Origin of the sequence: Colwellia sp. KU-HH00111 (assembly GCF_040362745.1) — a bacterium.
Classification (GTDB): domain Bacteria; phylum Pseudomonadota; class Gammaproteobacteria; order Enterobacterales; family Alteromonadaceae; genus Colwellia.
Genome location: NZ_BAABWO010000004.1, coordinates 244,788 through 264,136, shown reverse-complemented (window position 1 = coordinate 264,136; position 19,349 = coordinate 244,788). Strand labels below are relative to the sequence as shown.

The 19,349-nt window shown below is 38.7% G+C and carries 10 protein-coding genes; 3 read left to right on the top strand and 7 right to left on the bottom strand.

The features are described from left to right. The first annotated feature begins 10 nt into the window (after positions 1-10). Together radA and ABXG98_RS09870 are read left to right on the top strand one after the other, a co-directional pair. Positions 11-1,381, top strand: a complete 1,371-nt coding sequence (gene radA / locus ABXG98_RS09875) for a DNA repair protein RadA (protein WP_353538506.1) — start codon at positions 11-13, stop codon at positions 1,379-1,381. 60 nt (positions 1,382-1,441) lie between these two features. Then, positions 1,442-3,742, top strand: coding sequence for a S9 family peptidase (locus ABXG98_RS09870; protein WP_353538505.1), 2,301 nt, complete (start codon positions 1,442-1,444; stop codon positions 3,740-3,742). 96 nt (positions 3,743-3,838) lie between these two features. Here the strand turns inward: ABXG98_RS09870 and metH are convergent, their stop codons facing one another. The 5 genes from metH to ABXG98_RS09845 all read right to left on the bottom strand — a co-directional run bounded on the left by metH (position 3,839) and on the right by ABXG98_RS09845 (position 13,958). After that, positions 3,839-7,531, bottom strand: a complete 3,693-nt coding sequence (metH, locus tag ABXG98_RS09865) for a methionine synthase (protein ID WP_353538504.1) — start codon at positions 7,529-7,531, stop codon at positions 3,839-3,841. A gap of 71 nt (positions 7,532-7,602) precedes the next feature. Beyond that, complete coding sequence (locus tag ABXG98_RS09860; protein ID WP_353538503.1) at positions 7,603-8,550, bottom strand: homoserine O-succinyltransferase; 948 nt, start codon at positions 8,548-8,550, stop codon at positions 7,603-7,605. A 260-nt stretch (positions 8,551-8,810) separates the two neighbouring features. Beyond that, positions 8,811-9,836, bottom strand: coding sequence for a recombinase RecA (gene recA / locus ABXG98_RS09855; RefSeq protein ID WP_353538502.1), 1,026 nt, complete (start codon positions 9,834-9,836; stop codon positions 8,811-8,813). A 393-nt stretch (positions 9,837-10,229) separates the two neighbouring features. Beyond that, entirely contained in the window at positions 10,230-11,522 is a 1,293-nt protein-coding gene (locus ABXG98_RS09850) for a hypothetical protein (RefSeq protein ID WP_353538501.1), read from the bottom strand. 45 nt (positions 11,523-11,567) lie between these two features. Then, positions 11,568-13,958 (bottom strand): TonB-dependent receptor, encoded by a 2,391-nt coding sequence (locus tag ABXG98_RS09845; protein ID WP_353538500.1) that lies wholly within the window; start codon positions 13,956-13,958, stop codon positions 11,568-11,570. Between the two features lie 832 nt (positions 13,959-14,790). Between ABXG98_RS09845 and mutS the strand changes: the two genes are divergently transcribed. Further along, a complete protein-coding gene (gene mutS, locus ABXG98_RS09840; protein ID WP_353538499.1) occupies positions 14,791-17,370 on the top strand; it encodes a DNA mismatch repair protein MutS in 2,580 nt (859 codons plus the stop codon). Between the two features lie 60 nt (positions 17,371-17,430). Here mutS and rpoS read toward each other — a convergent pair whose 3' ends face one another. Then, positions 17,431-18,324 (bottom strand): RNA polymerase sigma factor RpoS, encoded by an 894-nt coding sequence (gene rpoS, locus ABXG98_RS09835; protein WP_353538498.1) that lies wholly within the window; start codon positions 18,322-18,324, stop codon positions 17,431-17,433. 101 nt (positions 18,325-18,425) lie between these two features. After that, on the bottom strand, positions 18,426-19,226 hold the full coding sequence (locus tag ABXG98_RS09830; RefSeq protein WP_353538497.1) for a peptidoglycan DD-metalloendopeptidase family protein: 801 nt from the start codon (positions 19,224-19,226) through the stop codon (positions 18,426-18,428). Positions 19,227-19,349: the final 123 nt, after the last annotated feature.

The window sequence follows — 19,349 nt, the reverse complement described above, 5'->3', positions numbered from 1 at the left end:
AAGGAAAAGTATGGCAAAAGCTAAAAGCGCCTACGTTTGTACTGACTGTGGTTCAGAATACTCTCGTTGGTTAGGTCAATGTACAGATTGCAAGGCATGGAATACAATTTCAGAGTTTAGGCAAGCTAAACTGCCTGTTCGCGGTGGTAATTTCTCAGGCTTTGCTGGGTCTGTTGCAAATGAGCAAGCCAGTGTTCAAACACTGGATGCAATAGATCTAGCCGACTTACCGAGGTTCAGCTCTGGCTTTGTGGAGTTTGATCGTGTGCTTGGAGGCGGGATTGTTCCCGGCAGCGCTATTTTAATTGGCGGTGAACCCGGTGCCGGTAAAAGCACCCTGCTTTTACAAACCATGTGCGCCTTGGCAAGCAGCATGCCGGCTTTGTACATCACAGGTGAAGAATCGTTGCAACAAGTTGCAATGCGGGCAAAACGCTTAGGCTTGCCAACAAACCAGTTAAAAATGTTGTCAGAAACCAGTGTTGAAAATATTTGCCATATTGCGCTTAAAGAGCAACCCAAAATTTTAGTGATTGACTCAATTCAAGTAATGCACATGAGTGATATTCAATCCGCACCGGGCAGTGTTTCACAAGTAAGAGAAAGCGCCGCTTATTTGACGCGCTTTGCCAAACAGTACCACGTGGCTATTTTACTCGTCGGCCATGTTACCAAAGATGGCTCTCTCGCTGGCCCTAAGGTGCTTGAACATTGTATTGATTGCTCAATCATGCTCGAAGGTAGTACCGACTCTAGATATCGCACCTTGCGCGGCAGCAAAAACCGTTTTGGTGCTGTTAACGAGTTGGGGGTTTTTGCTATGACAGGCTCAGGCTTAAAAGAAGTTAAGAACCCTTCGGCCATATTTCTAAGTCGTACCGAAGAGCAGACCGCAGGCAGTGTAGTAATGGTGCTATGGGAAGGTACTCGCCCACTATTAGTGGAAATCCAAGCCTTGGTTGATCATTCAGCACTTGGCAACCCACGCAGGGTCGCAGTTGGCGCTGAGCAAAACCGATTATCTATGCTGTTGGCTATCTTACATCGCCATGGTGGTTTACAGCTAAACGATCAAGATGTATTTGTTAATGTTGTCGGCGGCATAAAGGTAACTGAGACCAGCATTGATTTAGCGCTGATCCTTGCATTGGTTTCTAGCTTTAAAGATAATGCCCTACCACAAGACTTGGTTATTTTTGGGGAAGTAGGTTTATCTGGTGAAATTCGCCCTGTACCAAGCGGCCAAGAAAGGATCAATGAAGCGGCTAAACATGGCTTTAAACGCGCTATTGTTCCCTTTAACAATAAGCCCAAACAAACCATTGAGGGCATGGAAGTTATCGGCGTAAAGAAATTAAGTGAAGCATTAGAAGTCATTTAAGCACTCGGTGCTTAGTAATGAGCTCTTTTTTAATACAATAAAATAATTTTTGGTTTATTCATGAAAAAACACATAAAACATTCTCTTATAGGCATTACCTCGGTACTTTGCTCTGCTTTATTCCATCATACGGCAGTTCAGGCAACTGAACCGACTGCAAGCACTATTAGTAAAACAAACACCCCCTTAACCATTGAGCGTATTTTTAGTTCTCCCTCATTAAACGGTGTCACTCCCAAATCTTTAAAGTTTTCCCCTGATGGCTCACGGGTAACCTACTTACAAGGGAAAAGTGATGATTTAAACCGTTATGATTTATGGGAGTACAACCTAGCAAGTAAAGAAAATAGATTGTTGGTTGATTCTCAAGCGCTGTTTAGTGGCACAGAAGTTCTTTCTGATGAAGAAAAAGCCCGCCGTGAACGACAACGTATTTATGGTTTTGGCATCATGGAATATAAGTTTTCAAGTGATGGCAGCGCATTGTTATTTCCACTCAATGGTGACGTTTACTATTATCATTTAGCGACTAAAGCTGCAAAACGTTTAACCGAAACAGCTGCTTTTGAAACTGATATTAAATTTTCCCCCAAAGGTAATTATGTTTCCTTTATTCGAGAGCAAAATGTCTTTGTTTTACACATTGAAAGTGGTAAAGAAGTTCAGTTAACCAAAGATGGTGGCAGCAATAACATCAAAAATGGCATGAGTGAGTTTGTTGCTCAAGAAGAAATGGATAGAATGACTGGTTATTGGTGGTCGCCCAATGAAAAACACATTGCTTTTTTACGGGTAGATGAAAGCCCTGTTAAAACCGTTATTCGTAATGAAATATATGCTGAAAACATTGAATTGATCGAACAACGATATCCTGCAACGGGTACTAAAAATGTCATCATTGAATTAGCGGTTACCGATATTAAAGGCAAGAAAACACGTTTTATTGACCTTGAACAAGCGAGTGGAGACAATAAGCATGATTTTTACCTGCCAAGGGTAAAATGGCTACCAGACAGTAAAAACTTATCTTATCAATGGCAAAGTCGCGATCAAAAAACCTTAAAGCTCAAAGCGTATAATCTTAAAAAACGCAAACAAAAAACCTTATTAACCGAACACTCAGATCATTGGTTGAATTTGCATAACGATCTGTATTTTTTAAGTGACAATAAAACCTTTATTTGGGCTTCAGAGCGTGATGGTTTTAAACATCTATATCACTTTTCTAATCAAGGCAAATTAATCAGTCAGTTAACTAAAGGCAATTGGGTAGTTGACCAGATTGAACACATTGATGAAGAAAAGGGTGTCATCTATTTTACCGGTCGTGCCGATACTCCACTTGAACGTCATTTATATCGCGTGCCGCTAAGTGGAAAATCACCTGAGCATGTTGCTAGAGTCACTAAACGTAATGGTTTCCATAGTATTAACTTTAGTAAAGATAGCAAAACCTATATTGATAGTTTTTCTAATATATCAACACCTAAACAAGTTAGCTTACATCAAGCCGATGGCCAGCATATCACATGGTTAGAACAAAATAGCATTGATGAGCAACACCCTATTAGCCCTTACTATAACGAGTTAATTGCACCTAAATTTGGCAATATCACCTCAAATGATGGTAAATCAACGCTCTATTACAAATTATATAAACCTAAGAATATGGTGCCGGGTAAGAAATATCCCGTTATTGTGAAGGTTTATGGTGGGCCTCATGCTCAAACCGTTAAAAATAGCTGGCAAGGCGCAGATATGACTCAATATATGTTGCAACAAGGCTATATTGTCTTTCAGTTAGACAATCGAGGCTCTAATTATCGCGGCACTGACTTTGAGTTTCCTATTTACGAAAAGCTAGGCCAAGTTGAAGTAGAAGATCAAATTTCGGGGGTTCAGTATTTACACTCTCTTCCTTTTGTCGATAAAGAGCGCATTGGCATTTTCGGTCATTCTTACGGGGGGTATATGGCGCTAATGACACTATTCAAAGCGAGTGATTATTTTAAAGCCGGTGTCAGTGGTGCCCCAGTAACTGACTGGTTACTTTATGATACTCATTACACAGAGCGTTATTTAAGCCACCCAGAAATCAATGCTGCTGGCTATGAAGCCTCTAGCGTATTTCCTTATGTTAGCGGCCTTAAAAGTCCGTTAATGGTCTATCATGGTATGGCAGATGATAATGTATTATTTACTAATACCACTAAATTAATGAAAACCTTACAAGATGAAAATAAGCAGTTTGAATTAATGACTTACCCCGGCAGCAAACACAGCATGCGGGGTAAAAAAGTGAAAGTGCATTTAAATAACACTATTATGAGTTTCTTTGATAGGCATTTTAAGCAGCAGTAAGAATAATCACGGTCAGTAAAATAGCGAGTTGCGAAGATACTTAAGATCATCAAAATAATTAAGATATTTTCGTAACTCGTCGCTAAATGTGCTTAGCTATTCTGGCTCATAATCTAAATTAGCTGATAACCACCGCTCAGTTTGCTCTAGTGTAAAGCCTTTACGCGAAGCGTAGTCAAGTACTTGATCTTTTGCCAATTTAGCGACAGCAAAATATTTTGACTCGGGGTGAGCAAAGTATAAACCACTAACCGCCGCACCGGGCCACATTGCATAGCTTGATGTTAACTCCATCCCAATATTTTCTTGTACGTTTAACAGTTTCCAAATCAAGCCTTTTTCAGTATGCTCAGGACACGCTGGGTAACCAGGGGCTGGACGTATTCCTTGATAGCTCTCACGAATTAACGCGTTATTGTCCAAGTTTTCATCAGGTGCATAACCCCAATATTCTTTACGCACTTTTTCATGTAGATATTCAGCACTCGCTTCTGCTAACCTATCGGCAACAGCTTTTAATAAAATACTATTATAGTCATCGTGGTTGACATTATAGGCTTTAACTAACTCATCAACACCAAAACCTGCTGACACCGCAAAAGCTCCAACGTAATCTTCAACACCTGATTCTTTTGTAGCAATATAATCAGCTAAGCAACGATTAAATTGTGTCGCTGGTTTTTTACTTTGTTGACGCAATTGATGCAGTTTCATTAAGGTATCCGCACGTGTTTCATCGCGGTAAACAATAATATCATCAACCTCTCTGTGGGCAGGAAATAAACCAAATACCGCTTTTGCTGTGATTTTTTTATTATTAATCACATCATCAATCATCGCATTAGCATCATTGAAAAGCTTGGTCGCTTCTTCACCAACGAGTTCATGTTGTAAAATTTGTGGGTACTTACCGGACAACTGCCAGGTCATAAAAAATGGCGTCCAATCAATATAGTTACGTACTTCATTAAGATCTAGGGAATCAATTACAGTCACACCTAACTTATTGGGCTTTGTTGGGGTGTAATCATCAAAACTGATAGGAGTGCGATTAGCACGTGCATCTTCTAGGCTAATCAAACTTGAACGAGGGCCTTTTTTATAATGACGAGCACGGACGCGCTCGTATTCCTCTTTTTGCTTGGCAACAAAGCCACCTCGTAATTCATCCGACAATAGGCTACTTACTACAGAAACTGAGCGAGAGGCGTTGGCGACATACACCACTGGATGTTGGTACTGAGGTTCTATTTTAACTGCAGTGTGTGCTTTAGAGGTAGTTGCACCACCAATAAGTAAGGGTAACTCAAAGTCTTGACGCTTCATTTCTCGTGCCACGTGCGCCATTTCATCTAACGATGGCGTGATTAAGCCCGACAAACCGATAATATCAACATTTTCTTCTTTAGCTACGCGTAAAATATCTTCACAAGATACCATGACACCCAGATCGATTATGTCATAGTTATTACATTGCAATACTACGCCAACAATATTTTTACCAATATCATGTACATCGCCTTTTACCGTTGCCAATAGCACTTTACCATTTGAACTTACTTCTGTTTTTTCAGCTTCAATATACGGGTTCAAATAAGCTACAGCTTGTTTCATTACCCGCGCAGATTTAACTACTTGCGGTAAAAACATTTCACCGGCACCGAATAAGTCACCAACGATATTCATACCGTCCATCAACGGCCCTTCAATCACATCAAGTGGTCGAGTAGCTGCAAGTCGCGCTTCTTCAGTATCTTCAACGATAAATTCATTGATGCCTTTTACTAGTGAATGCGCTAACCGTTCGTTTATCGGTAATTCACGCCAGGTTAAATCAGCCTTGGATTGCTGTCCACCTGCTTGACCATGATATTCCTGGGCAATATCTAATAATCGCTCAGTTGCACCGTCGTCACTATTTTGAATAACATCTTCAACCGCAATACGCAGTTTTTCTGGAATATCTGAATATATAGCCAGTTGTCCGGCATTAACAATCCCCATATCCATACCATTTTTAATAGCATGATAAAGAAATACCGCATGGATAGCTTCGCGAACAGGATTATTCCCTCGAAATGAAAAGGACACATTAGACACGCCACCTGAAATCATCGCATAAGGTAGGTTTTGTTTTATATCTGCAACCGCTTCGATAAAATCTACCGCATAGTTGTTATGTTCATCAATGCCCGTTGCCACTGCAAAAATATTAGGGTCAAAAATAATATCTTCGGGTGGAAAGCCTATTTCATCAACTAAGATATGATAGGCTCTTTTACAGATTTCATATTTACGAACACGGGTATCGGCCTGACCGTCTTCGTCAAATGCCATAATGATAACTGCGGCGCCATAGCGGCGCAGTAACTCGGCTTGATTGCGAAAGTTTGCTTCACCTTCTTTCAAACTAATAGAGTTAACAATGCCTTTGCCTTGAATACATTTGAGGCCTGCTTCTAATATATCCCATTTAGAGGAATCAATCATAATCGGCACTTTAGCAATATCCGGTTCACCGGCAATCAAATTCAAAAATCGAACCATGGCTGATTTTGAATCGAGCATGCCCTCATCCATATTAATGTCGATGATTTGCGCACCGTTTTCGACTTGCTGTAAAGCAACCGCGATCGCTTGATCATAATTATCTTCTTTGATCAAACGTTTAAAAATGGCCGAGCCTGTGACATTTGTACGTTCACCGACATTAACAAACAATGAATCTTCTTGAATCGTTAACGCTTCTAACCCCGATAACCGGCAAGCGATCTCTTTTGCCTCAATTTTCCGAGGTTTAATGCCCGCAACTGAATCAGCCATGCCCTTAATGTGTGCCGGCGTTGTACCACAACATCCGCCGATAATATTTAAAAAACCTGATGTCGCCCACTCGGCAACATGAGTATTCATATCTTCTACGGTGAAATCATACTCACCAAAGGCATTAGGCAAACCTGCATTGGGGTGTGCTGATACTGCCACATCGCTAATTCGGCTTAATTCTTCCACGTATTGACGCAATTCAACGGGGCCTAGCGCACAGTTTAAGCCAAATGAGATAGGTTTAGCGTGACGTAATGAATTATAAAATGCCTCGGTTGTTTGTCCTGACAGTGTCCGACCTGACGCATCGGTTATTGTGCCAGATATCATCACAGGTAAACGCACATTTAATTGTTCAAACACTGTCTCAACTGCAAATATTGCCGCTTTTGCATTTAAAGTATCAAAAATTGTTTCAATTAAAATAATGTCACTACCGCCTTCGATTAACGCGGTAGTTGATTCAATATATGCCGTTTTTAATTCATCAAAGGTTACATTACGAAATGCGGGATCATTCACATCTGGCGATATTGAGCATGTACGGTTGGTTGGCCCTAACACCCCAGCGACAAAACGCGGTTTGTTCGGCGTTTTAACATTATATTCATCCGCCGCTTGACGAGCAATTTGTGCCGCTTTTAAATTAATTTCAGCACTTAAATTTGCCATATCATAGTCAGCCATGGCAATAGATGTTGCATTGAAAGTATTCGTTTCTAGAATATCTGCACCTGCTTCTAGGTATTGCAGGTGAATGGCTTTAATCACATCACTTTGTGTTAACACTAATAAGTCATTATTTCCTTTTAAATCGCTATGCCAATCAGCAAAACGCTCGCCACGAAAATCTTGCTCTTCAAACTTATAAGCTTGGATCATGGTACCCATCGCACCATCTAAGATAAGAATATTGTTGGCTAGTTGCTGCTCAAGCAGGGAGAATGATGGTGATTTTTGCATAGTGTTTCTCAATTTTTATAGATAATTTTTTAAACCGAACAACCTTGTTATCACAAGATTATAATACTGATTTATATAACAGTATCTGGATGGATTGCTTTAATGTTTGAAGCATCCAACTTATAAGGTGTTATTTGATAAACGTAGTAATTAAGCCAGTTTGTAAATAATAAACTACCGTGACTTCGCCACGACCCTACTGGCGCTTTATTTAGGTCGTTTTCTTGGTAATAATTTTTTGGCAAAGCAATATTATCGCCCTGAGCGCTATCACGCAGGTATTCTTCATGTAATGTTGTAGTGTCATATTCAGGATGCCCAGTTAAATAAACTTGCTGTTTATTTTTGCTTGCCGCTAAATAAACACCTGCCTCCGCTGATTCTGCCAAAATTTGAATTTCTGGAATACTTTGATAATCAACTTTATCGATATACCCATACCGAGAGTGTGGTACGTTAAAACTCTCATCAAAGCCACGCGTTAGTAGCTCTTTTTCATCTAGGGTTGTATGTTTAAATACTCCAGATAGTTTTTCTTTTCGCAAATGACGGTTTAAACCGTAATGATGGTATAGCGCAGCATGAGCCGCCCAGCAAGAAAACATGGTTGACGTTACATTATTTTCAGCCCAATCAAATACTTCACAAATTTTGTCCCAAAAGGTAACTTGTGAGTAATCTAACAAGGCCAATGGAGCGCCTGTAATAATCAAACCATCGTATTGCCTGTGTTTAATGTCATCAAATAAATGATAAAAATTCTCAAGATGTTCTGTTGGCGTATTTTTAGATTCATTAGCATTAATTCGAATAAATTCGACATTAATTTGCAGCGGAGTGTTCGACAACATCCGCAGTATTTGCACTTCTGTTTCAATTTTATTTGGCATCAAATTCAATATCGCCACTTGCATTGGGCGAATTTCTTGTGAAATTGCTCTGTGCTCTGACATCACAAAGATATTCTCTTTGTCTAATACCGACAAAGCCGGTAATTGATCGGGAATTTTAATTGGCATAACGTACCTATCACTGGATAAAAAATTCAAATACAACTGAAAAATATAGCATAGCACTAGAATCATCATAGTACGTGGATTGCTAGATATGTCAACATCTAAACGTTTAGATGGCTAAAACAAAATATTATTAACTAGAATCAAAACGAAAAAAAACGCTATTCTACGTCTAGAATAGCGCTTGATATTGATGTTTTTATTAAATTTCAGTGTGATATGCTACAAACTCTAGCTAAGTATCAACTGACATAAAGGTATTATTACGGTTGTGCTACCGCTTCTTTCTCTGCTGGTGCGGTTTTAGTTAAAAACATTTCACGCAGTTTTACGTCAACATCTTTAGCCATTTCTGGATGTTCTTCTAGGTATTTTGCCGCATTCGCTTTACCCTGACCAATACGTTCGCCATTACAGCTGTACCAAGCACCGGCTTTTTCTACAAAACCATTTTGCACACCTAAGTCTATCAATTCACCTAAGTTATTAATGCCTTGACCATAAAGAATTTGAAATTCGGCTTGTTTAAATGGTGGCGCAATTTTATTTTTGACCACTTTAACGCGGGTTTCGTTACCGACGATTTCATCACCATTTTTAACAGCGCCAATGCGGCGAATATCTAAACGGACTGATGCGTAAAACTTAAGTGCATTACCGCCGGTTGTTGTTTCAGGGTTGCCAAACATAACACCAATTTTCATACGAATCTGGTTAATGAAAATTAACATGGTATTGGATTTTTTTAAATTACTGGTCAATTTACGCATGGCTTGCGATAACATACGTGCTTGAAGACCCATATGCGAATCCCCCATATCGCCTTCAATTTCTGCTTTCGGTGTTAATGCCGCAACCGAATCAACCACAATAATATCAATTGCTCCTGAACGTGTTAGCATGTCACAAATTTCAAGTGCTTGTTCACCCGTATCTGGTTGAGAAACCAATAATTCATTGATATTTACGCCCAACTTTTCAGCATAAATAGGATCAAGCGCATGCTCGGCATCGACAAAAGCACACACTTTACCTTCACGCTGCGCTTGTGCAATAACTTCTAACGTCAAAGTAGTTTTACCGCTAGATTCTGGGCCGTATATTTCAACCACACGACCAAAGGGTAAACCACCAGCACCCAATGCAATATCTAGCCCCAACGAGCCAGTAGAAATTGTTTCTACGTCCATCGTATTATTGTCGCCAAGTTTCATAATTGAACCTTTACCAAATTGACGTTCAATTTGACTTAACGCTGCTGAGAGTGCTTTTTCTTTTTCGTCTTTCATTGATTGCTCCACGAACCGTAATTGGTTATTTCGTTTTAATGAAACAAGTATACTGTAAGTTCGTACAGTATCAAGTTTTTTTACAATATTTTTTAATTTGTTATTTGTTTTTACAGACCGAGACTTTTATATTCTTGATTAATAAGAATTATAATGGCAAAAGTAACTTTTTACAGTTTGAATGTAAAAAGTTACTTTTGATATAATAAACCAATTTTTAAACTAAAAAATGTTACTTAGTACTATATTATTTTCGATTATATGTGAAAGGTATGTTTAATAATACGACATGAGAGTTATCCTTTGTTTACAATTCAACTTTTTAATGAAAGGTAATTTTCAAGGTGATTGATAAGATATAATCTGAACTAACACAATTACAAGTGACTGTTATTAATGTTCGTGCTCTTCTTCTCCAGATACACCAAGCCATGCTGCTTTACCTGGGTTGAATCCTAAGTCAAAATTACCGACAACTTCACCATCATGTAAGTCAATCGTTGTTATTTTCTTTCCATTAATGATATATACAAATTCATGTGCTTTTGATGCAATGATTATTGGCTTTGCATCATCAGTAGTAGGTTCAAAAACTTCAATACGACTTTCAAACTTCCAATCTGTTTCCGCAGAAAACAAGTTTAAATAGCCCTTATTATCAAGTATCAACATATGTTCATTATGACCATCAAAACCATACGTTAATGCAGTTAAGCTTTCTTCTTGTTGCCAATTAAATGACTTTATAGTTTGTCCTGATAAATCAACTAAAAAGAAACCCGCACGCGATGAACCAATCATGATACTACTTTCTGCACTACCTTTTAATGAGCCGATGCGGATTCCATCAGGCATATCAGTTGGATTATCTATTTTCTGAGGTGTAAAAACACTCCCTTGCTGCTCAATAGATAAAACTCCATCCCCACAAGCAAATGCTATATGTGTTTCTGTTTGAAAACTACCATGTAAAGCTGGGCAAAGTGTTTCAAAGACTTGCTCTTGATGAAAGTGGTCACTATGCACTTCTAATAAAACCACCTGATCCGGTAAACTACTTTCAGCATTATTATCACGTAATGTTGTTAGCACATAATCGCCCCGAATTTCCGCAGTGCCATGCATATAAGTTTCAAAGTCATACCCTGCAATGATCTTACTCAAGCTGATGCTTTCATCACTCAATATGCTTAAACTCGCATTTGCACCTGTTTCTTTATTACCATCAAAAAAAACGGCCGCTCTATCATCACGGGGAACATAATGCGTTGGTTTTACATCACTCAAAGTAAAGCTTATCAATTCAGGCGCATCGTTATGTTGATCATAATGATCTCCATGTAATTCTTGCCAAACACCTCCATCTATGAATTCGACCGAGTCTACTGAACGTTGCACAGCAACGGCATAGCGACCTTCTGGGCTAGCGTACAAGTATTCTGCTGGGTGCGTTAAAGATACAGACTCAACTAAGCTATTATCTTCTAAATCAAAAATATGTACAATTGCATGCTCAGCATCAGCTATCGCCAAACGACCTTTGCCAACTTCACCGCCATGATCGTGATCATGCTCATCCGTTGGTGTTGGTGTGATTTCAGTAATATTTGTTTCACTGTCGCCACAGCCTGCTAGAAATAAAGCAGAACAAGCGACTATTATTGTATTTAAACGAAACTTTTTCATGATTTTCCTTTGTTAAATTGTTGAATTATTTGTTAATTAGGTAAATTAAAATGACCCACGAATACCAACAGAAATTGAGCGTCCTGCCAGTGGCGTTAAATTTTTCAAAAATGAGGTGTGCACTTGAGCGTATTCATCGGTTAAGTTTTTACCCTTGAGGTAAACCGCTAAATCATGCTGTCCAACAGTAAAATGGTAGTTAATATTTGCATCAATCATAATGTAACCGTCTGTTGTGCTCTCTAGGGTTGCCGTATGAGTTTGCTTGAAGTAGTTACTAATGAATAAGTTACTTGAAATGTTCTCACCCTGGTAACTGAATTCACTTGTAATACGTGCTGGTGGTGTACGAGGTATTTCACCCCCTGCTTTTAATCTAGCCCTTATGATGTCGGCTTGAACTCGCCATGAGAATTCATCTGTTACTTGCCAAACTACTTGCGCTTCAAAGCCATGCAATTTTACGTCTTGTGAAGTAAAAACAAATAATGGTAGTGTGTGTGCTTCCTCCTCTTCTTCATGGTTTCCATGATCATGACCACTATGGTCATGTCCGTCGCCTGCATGGAAATGGGTAGATTGCTCATAATAATAGTCATCTATTTGGTTATAAAACGCATTAAATATGAAACCAAAATCACCTTTGAATTTACGTAAACTTACATCAATATTGTTAGCTGTTTCCATTACAATGTCGTTTTCTGTCAAACCAAAGTGTGGAATTTCATCATGGTCATCATGAAGTGAAAATAATGATCCCACCTCATAGGAACCTGTTCCTATGTGTGGACCAAATGACAATAGCTCAGATGCTGACGGTGCCCGTTTTGAATGAGATAAAGATATCCCAACGTTATACCCATCCATGAAATCCCACACTAGACCCGCTGATAAACTAACTGGCGTAAATACATGCTTAACGTCAAAATTACGGGTCACTCCTTCTTGCCCATGCTCGTCGCTGTGCTGTTCATGTTCATGTTCATGTTCATGTTCATGTTCATCACTATGCTCTTCAATAAGATCGAGTTCTGGCAAGCGTACTTTAGCTGCGGTTATTTCGGTACGTTCAATACGTGCACCTAGCTGTAAAAGAACATCATTAAAGTGACGCTCTTCTATCCAGGCTAATGCAATTGAATTTGTTTCAGATGGCGGAGTAAAAGCTTCTGCACCAACAGCAGTGAAATCACTTTTTTTATAATGAACACTTAAACCACCACGCCAGTTCCAAAAGTCTTGGTGTAAAAGTTCAATACGGGTTTCAACACTTTCATTGTCAAACGTTGTACCAACTACACCTACCTCTAATTCACTATGGCGATAATCTGTATAGGCAATTTTGGTATTAACTGATTTTATTATTTCATTTTCAAAATCAAGTTTACTGAGTAGTTGCCAGCGGTTTTGCTCCATATCGGCTAGTACAGCAACCTCTTCATCACCATGACTATGACCCGGAATACCATATTTTTGATCTAAACCTTGATAGGAGATGCCAACAAATCCATTATCGAGCAAATAACTTGTTCCAATTGTAAACCCACTTGACTTAGCAGCAGAGTTCGCAATTTCATCAATACCCTTCTTTTTTGGTACATGATAGTTTTCACTATCTCGATAGAAACCATCAGCATGAAATGCAATATTTTCTGAGCCACTATTAATTGAGCCTGATATTAAACTTTGTGCATTATTACTATTGTACTCGGTAAGCCATTCACCTTTATCCTCTATAGAGCTAGGAATTCTTTCATCCACAATATTTACTACACCACCAATAGCACCACTGCCATAAAATAGCGTCGCTGGCCCACGTAATACTTCAATTCGTTCAGTTGTTGACGTTTCTGTTGATACAGCATGGTCAGGACCTACACGTGATGCATCACCAGCATCGAGCCCATTTTGTGTTACTAATACTCTAGGCCCATCTAAACCACGTATTATGGGTGTACTGGCTACGCTGCCATGAAAGTTACTATGTACACCAACTTCTCTACTTAAAGTATCGCCTAATGTGTTTTCTTGGCGCATACGAAGACTCTCACCGTGCAACACAGTAATTGGCAATGCTGATTCAATATTTGAACTATGAAAAGGTGTTGCGCTAATATCAATAATTTCAATCGCTGACTTATCAAGCGATACACTTAACTGAGCATTTTTATTTTCAAAAACATTTACAACCACATTTTCATGAGCAAGTTTCTCGGCGGATACATGCAATTCGTAAATCCCTGGCTTAGTTTCTATAGAAAAAAAACCGTTTGCATTAGTTAGCGTACTGATGGTTGTGCCCATAAGTTTAACAGCAGCGCCAGAAACAACTTCGCCCTCTTTATTAGAGACAGTTCCTTGTATTTTCTCTGCGCATACTTGATTACTTGCTGAAAGGGCAAGTAATACGCTTATAATTTTCGATAAATTTTTCATGATACCTCTTAGTTACAATAAATATAAATGTTATAATATAACAACAAGAGAATGTTATAATATAACACTTATATTTACAACCACTATAAAAAGGCTTTCACTTTTACATAAATAAGTTAATTAAATTGACAATAAGAAAATCAAAATTTATTATGGAAATTCTACCGAAGCCTCATAAGTTTCATAACCGCCCACTGAAGATTAGCACATAGTCCCAAAACAAAGAGACAATAAACAAACCCATATAATACAATAAATTTAATCACTTATAAATTTAACTTTTATTAATTCTATTCTTCATAAAATAGTTTGACTAGGATTAATGTTGAAAATACACGTCTCTGCTTTACCTTCTTCACATCAATATACTCATTCAATATTAAGAGATAATGCCCATAAATCACTGCAAAGATATAATTAAACCACCAAAAAACAATGTTACTATATAACAACGCCGGATTATTCTGTCTTTTTCTGTACAATCCGCCTTATGTACAAAACCAACAATTTTTGTGAATGAACAAAAGAATAACTAAATAATCATTGTTAGGTTTCATTATTTTATTTGTTGGTATAATTTGAGTGCTTAATTAAAACCTGCTCTTCCTTTACTTATGGAGCCTAATAGACTTACTCAAGGTGTTGGTACAAGTGAGTTTTATAATTCATCACTGGCTCTATGTAGCTATCCAAAGTATTATTGCCTTAGTAAGTGCCACAAAATTGTGAGGTTTCATAGTTATTTAATATTGCTCATAATCTTTCATCAAACAGCACAATTCTTAAAAGAGAATAAAATCAAAAACAAATTAAACAAAAGCACAATAAAAACATGACAGATTTATCACAACACACCCCTATGATGCGTCAATACCTGACGATCAAAGCCGAATTTCCACATATTTTAATTTTTTATCGCATGGGGGATTTCTACGAACTATTTTTTGATGACGCAAAAAAAGCCGCAGATTTATTAGATATCTCACTAACCGCTAGAGGAAAAAGTGGTGGTAATGCCATTCCTATGGCTGGAGTGCCTTATCACGCCGTTGAAAATTACTTAGGTAAATTAGTACGATTAGGTGAGTCAGTTGCTATTTGCGAGCAAGTTGGCGATCCTGCAACAAGTAAAGGGCCCGTTGAGCGTAAAGTTGTCAGAATAATTACCCCAGGTACAATCAGTGATGAAGCGCTTTTATCAGAAAGACAAGATAACTTGATTGTTGCGATTACCGAAAACAACGCAAAAAATAAAAAAGCGTCCGATCCCGACTTTGGTTTAGCCTATTTAGACATGAGCAGTGGTCGATTTGTAATCACCGAGCCGCAAACAAGTGAACAATTACAAGCAGAGTTACAGCGGTTATCTCCAGCTGAACTCTTATATTGTGAGTCACTATCAAGCAAGGATTTTATTTCGAATTATAAAGGTTTGCGCCGACGTCCTGAATGGGAATTTGATCTCGAAACAGCCATTAGTTTACTTAATAAGCAATTTGCAACTAAAGAATTAACTGGCTTTGGTGTTAATGATAAATTATTGGGCTTATCTGCGGCGGGCTGTTTATTTCAGTATGTCAAAGATACACAACGCACAGCGTTACCACATATCCGCTCAATCATTTCTGAGTCCGCAAGCACTGGCGTAGTGCTTGATGCCGCAACTCGACGAAACTTAGAGCTAACACAAAACTTGCAAGGTGGCAGTGACAATACCTTGGCTGCGGTTCTTGATAAATCAGTCACTCCAATGGGCTCTCGTTTGCTAAAACGCTGGTTACATTTTCCATTACGTGATTTAACCATTCTAACCAATAGACAAAATGCAATAGAGCAGATTATTGCTTCAGATTTACATCTTGATGTGCAACCCATATTGAAAGGCTTAGGGGATGTCGAACGGATCGTTTCTCGTATTGCTCTTGGCTCTGCTAGACCACGTGACTTTGCTCGATTACGTAATACCTTGCAAGCGCTCCCTGAACTTAACGCCTGTTTAGCGACTTGTAAAACAGGTTATATAAATGCGTTAGCTCAATTAATGCCACCTATGCCTTCATTGCAGCAATTACTAGAACAAGCAATTGTAGAAAACCCTCCTGTACTTATTCGTGACGGTGGCGTTATTGCTCCCGGCTATCATCAAGAATTGGATGCGCTCAGGGATTTAAGCGATGGTGCAACTGAGTTTTTAGCACAACTAGAGCAAAATGAAAAAAAACGTACGGGGATTCAATCATTAAAGGTTGGCTATAACAAGGTTCACGGCTTCTTTATTGAAATTAGCCGAGCAGCCGCTAATAATGTGCCTGACGATTATATTCGCCGACAAACCTTGAAAAATAATGAACGGTTTATTACTCAAGAACTTAAGCAGCATGAAAATAAAGTACTAAGTGCCCAAGGGAAGTTTTTAGCGTTAGAAAAACAGCTTTATCAAGAATTGTTTGAAAAAATATTACCTGAGCTTGCGCCATTACAAACCCTGAGTCAGGCCGTTGCTGAGCTTGATGTGCTCAGTAACTTTGCCGAGCGCGCAATCACTTTACAGTATGTAAAACCTCAATTAACCCAATCTCCAGGCATTAATATCGATGCAGGTAGGCATCCCGTAGTAGAGCAAGTGTCTTCGACTCCCTTTATTGCCAACCCTGTTGTGTTAACCGAACAGCGAAAGATGCTTATTGTTACCGGTCCTAATATGGGGGGTAAATCAACCTATATGCGGCAAACCGCGTTAATCGTTCTACTTGCACATATAGGTTGCTTTGTCCCTGCCAATGCCGCCACTTTAGGGGTAGTTGATAGAATTTTCACTCGTATTGGCGCATCTGATGATTTAGCAAGCGGGCGTTCAACCTTCATGGTTGAAATGACTGAAACAGCTAACATCCTGCACAATGCAACTGATAGAAGTTTAGTGTTGCTTGATGAAATTGGTCGCGGTACAAGTACTTATGACGGCCTATCATTAGCTTGGGCATGTGCTGAAATGTTAGCGCTAAATACTAAAGCGTTTACCTTATTTGCTACCCACTATTTTGAGCTGACGCTGCTTGCGCAAGAAATTTCTACCTTAGCAAATGTGCATTTAGATGCGATGGAGCATGACGACAATATTGTGTTTATGCATGCAGTGCAAGATGGCGCCGCGAGTAAAAGTTTTGGTTTGCAGGTGGCTCAGCTTGCAGGTGTGCCTAAGGGTGTTATTAATCGCGCCAAACAACGGTTAGCCGAACTAGAAAATCAACAATCTCCCTCTATTTTGTCAGCAAAAATTGATAACTTTGAGCAATTACCCTTAGTTGCTGATGAGCACCCTGCACTAGATAAATTAAGAAACATTGATGCCAATGAATTAACCCCAAAACAAGCGCTTGATATGATATTTGAATTAAAAGCCAAGCTATAAAAAACACAACTAAAAAAGGCTGCAATGCAGCCTTTTCTTCACATGCTAATGCAGTTGAATTTACTGAGCTTCAAATAACGCTTCAATGGATAAGTTTTGTTGACTTAAAATATCACGTAGTCGTCTTAATCCTTCCACTTGAATTTGACGAACACGTTCGCGCGTTAGGCCTATTTCATGACCCACATTTTCTAGCGTTTCAGCTTCATAACCAAGCAAACCAAATCGCCTTGCTATCACTTCCTTTTGCTTAGAGTTTAGCTCATTGAGCCAATCAATAATGTTATTACTCATATCTTCTGATTGTAAGCTAGTTTCAGGTCCTGAGCTTTTTTCATCAGCAATGACATCAAGCAACACCTTACTTGAATCACCTGTAAACGGCGTGTCAACTGAAGCAATGCGTTCATTCAAACGAAGCATTTTATTAACATCGGCAACCGGTTTATCTAACGATTTGGCAATATCTTCGGGCGTGGGTTCATGGTCAAGTTTTTGCACAAGCTCACGCGAAGCACGTAAATAAATATTTAATTCTTTGACTACATGTATAGGTAAACGGATAGTACGCGTTTGGTTCATTATCGCGCGTTCAATGGTTTGGCGAATCCACCAGGTGGCATAGGTTGAAAAGCGAAAGCCTCGCTCTGGGTCAAACTTCTCTACCGCACGGATCAGACCTAAATTACCTTCTTCGATTAAATCTAATAGAGGTAAACCGCGGTTGTTATATCGTCTGGCAATTTTCACCACTAAACGTAAGTTGCTTTCTATCATACGTTTTCGTGATGGCTCGTCGCCTTTTAGGGCAAGCCGAGAAAAGTACACCTCTTCTTCAGCACTAAGTAAGGGTGAAAAACCAATTTCACTTAAATAAATTTGAGTGGCATCCGCACTCGATGCTTTTTCTTCTTTATCTTCTACTATTTTGGTTTGTTTTGTTTCTTTACTCATATTTGTTCTCCCAACGATAACAAAGTGGTACTTATTATTAACTATTCACACTGAACTCCAATTTTAATTGTCTGGTTATATTCTCTTAGGAATAACTCTTATTATCTTTTAGGTAGATACTTCAAAGGGTCGATAGATTTTCCGCGAAAGCGAACTTCAAAATGAAGCATTACTCTTTGCGCGTCGGTATCACCCATAGTTGCCACGATATCGCCGACTTTCACTTGTTGCTGTTCTTTTACTAAGATTTTATCGTTATGAGCATACGCACTAAGATAATCATCATTATGTTTTATAATAACTAGCTTACCATATCCTCGTAACGCATGACCTGCGTAAACGACTTTGCCACTAGCTGCAGCTCTAATTTTAGTGCCACGGCGTCCTGCGATATCTAACCCTTTATTACCTTGTAGCTTAGAAGAAAAATGTGAAATTATCTTACCCTTAACTGGCCATCGCCATTGTTTAATTTTTTGTGAAAAATTAGTCTTAGGTAACTCACTTTGTGTTCTTTTACTCTGTACTACATTTTTACCATACCCTTGCTTTTTTGAAGATGCAATAGTCTTTTTTACTACTTTTTTACTGGTCTGATTAGAGCTTTTAGTCTGATTTTGACTAGAGTGCTTAATACGTCTAGCTTTAGCATTTTTTCCTTTATTTTTAGACACTAAAATTAATTTTTGATTTGGATAAATATTATAAGGAGGTGAAATATTATTCAATTTAGCTATTTGGCGTACATCTGAATTTGCTCGCCACGCAATTGAATATAAGGTTTCACCTGCTCGCACTATGTATTCGTGGGTGTTGATGGTATTTTGCGTTTGCTTTGTTAACGGAGTGCTACCGTAAACGGTTACAACAGGTGCTGGCTTTTCTCTTGAAGAGCACGCCATTAGACTTAACGTAAATAATAGGCAACAAAGGATCTTGAAATATGATGTTATCGGCAGATACCTAATGGACATACCTTTATTTTGTTGACTGTTATAGTGAATATCTATCATGGTACTGACTAT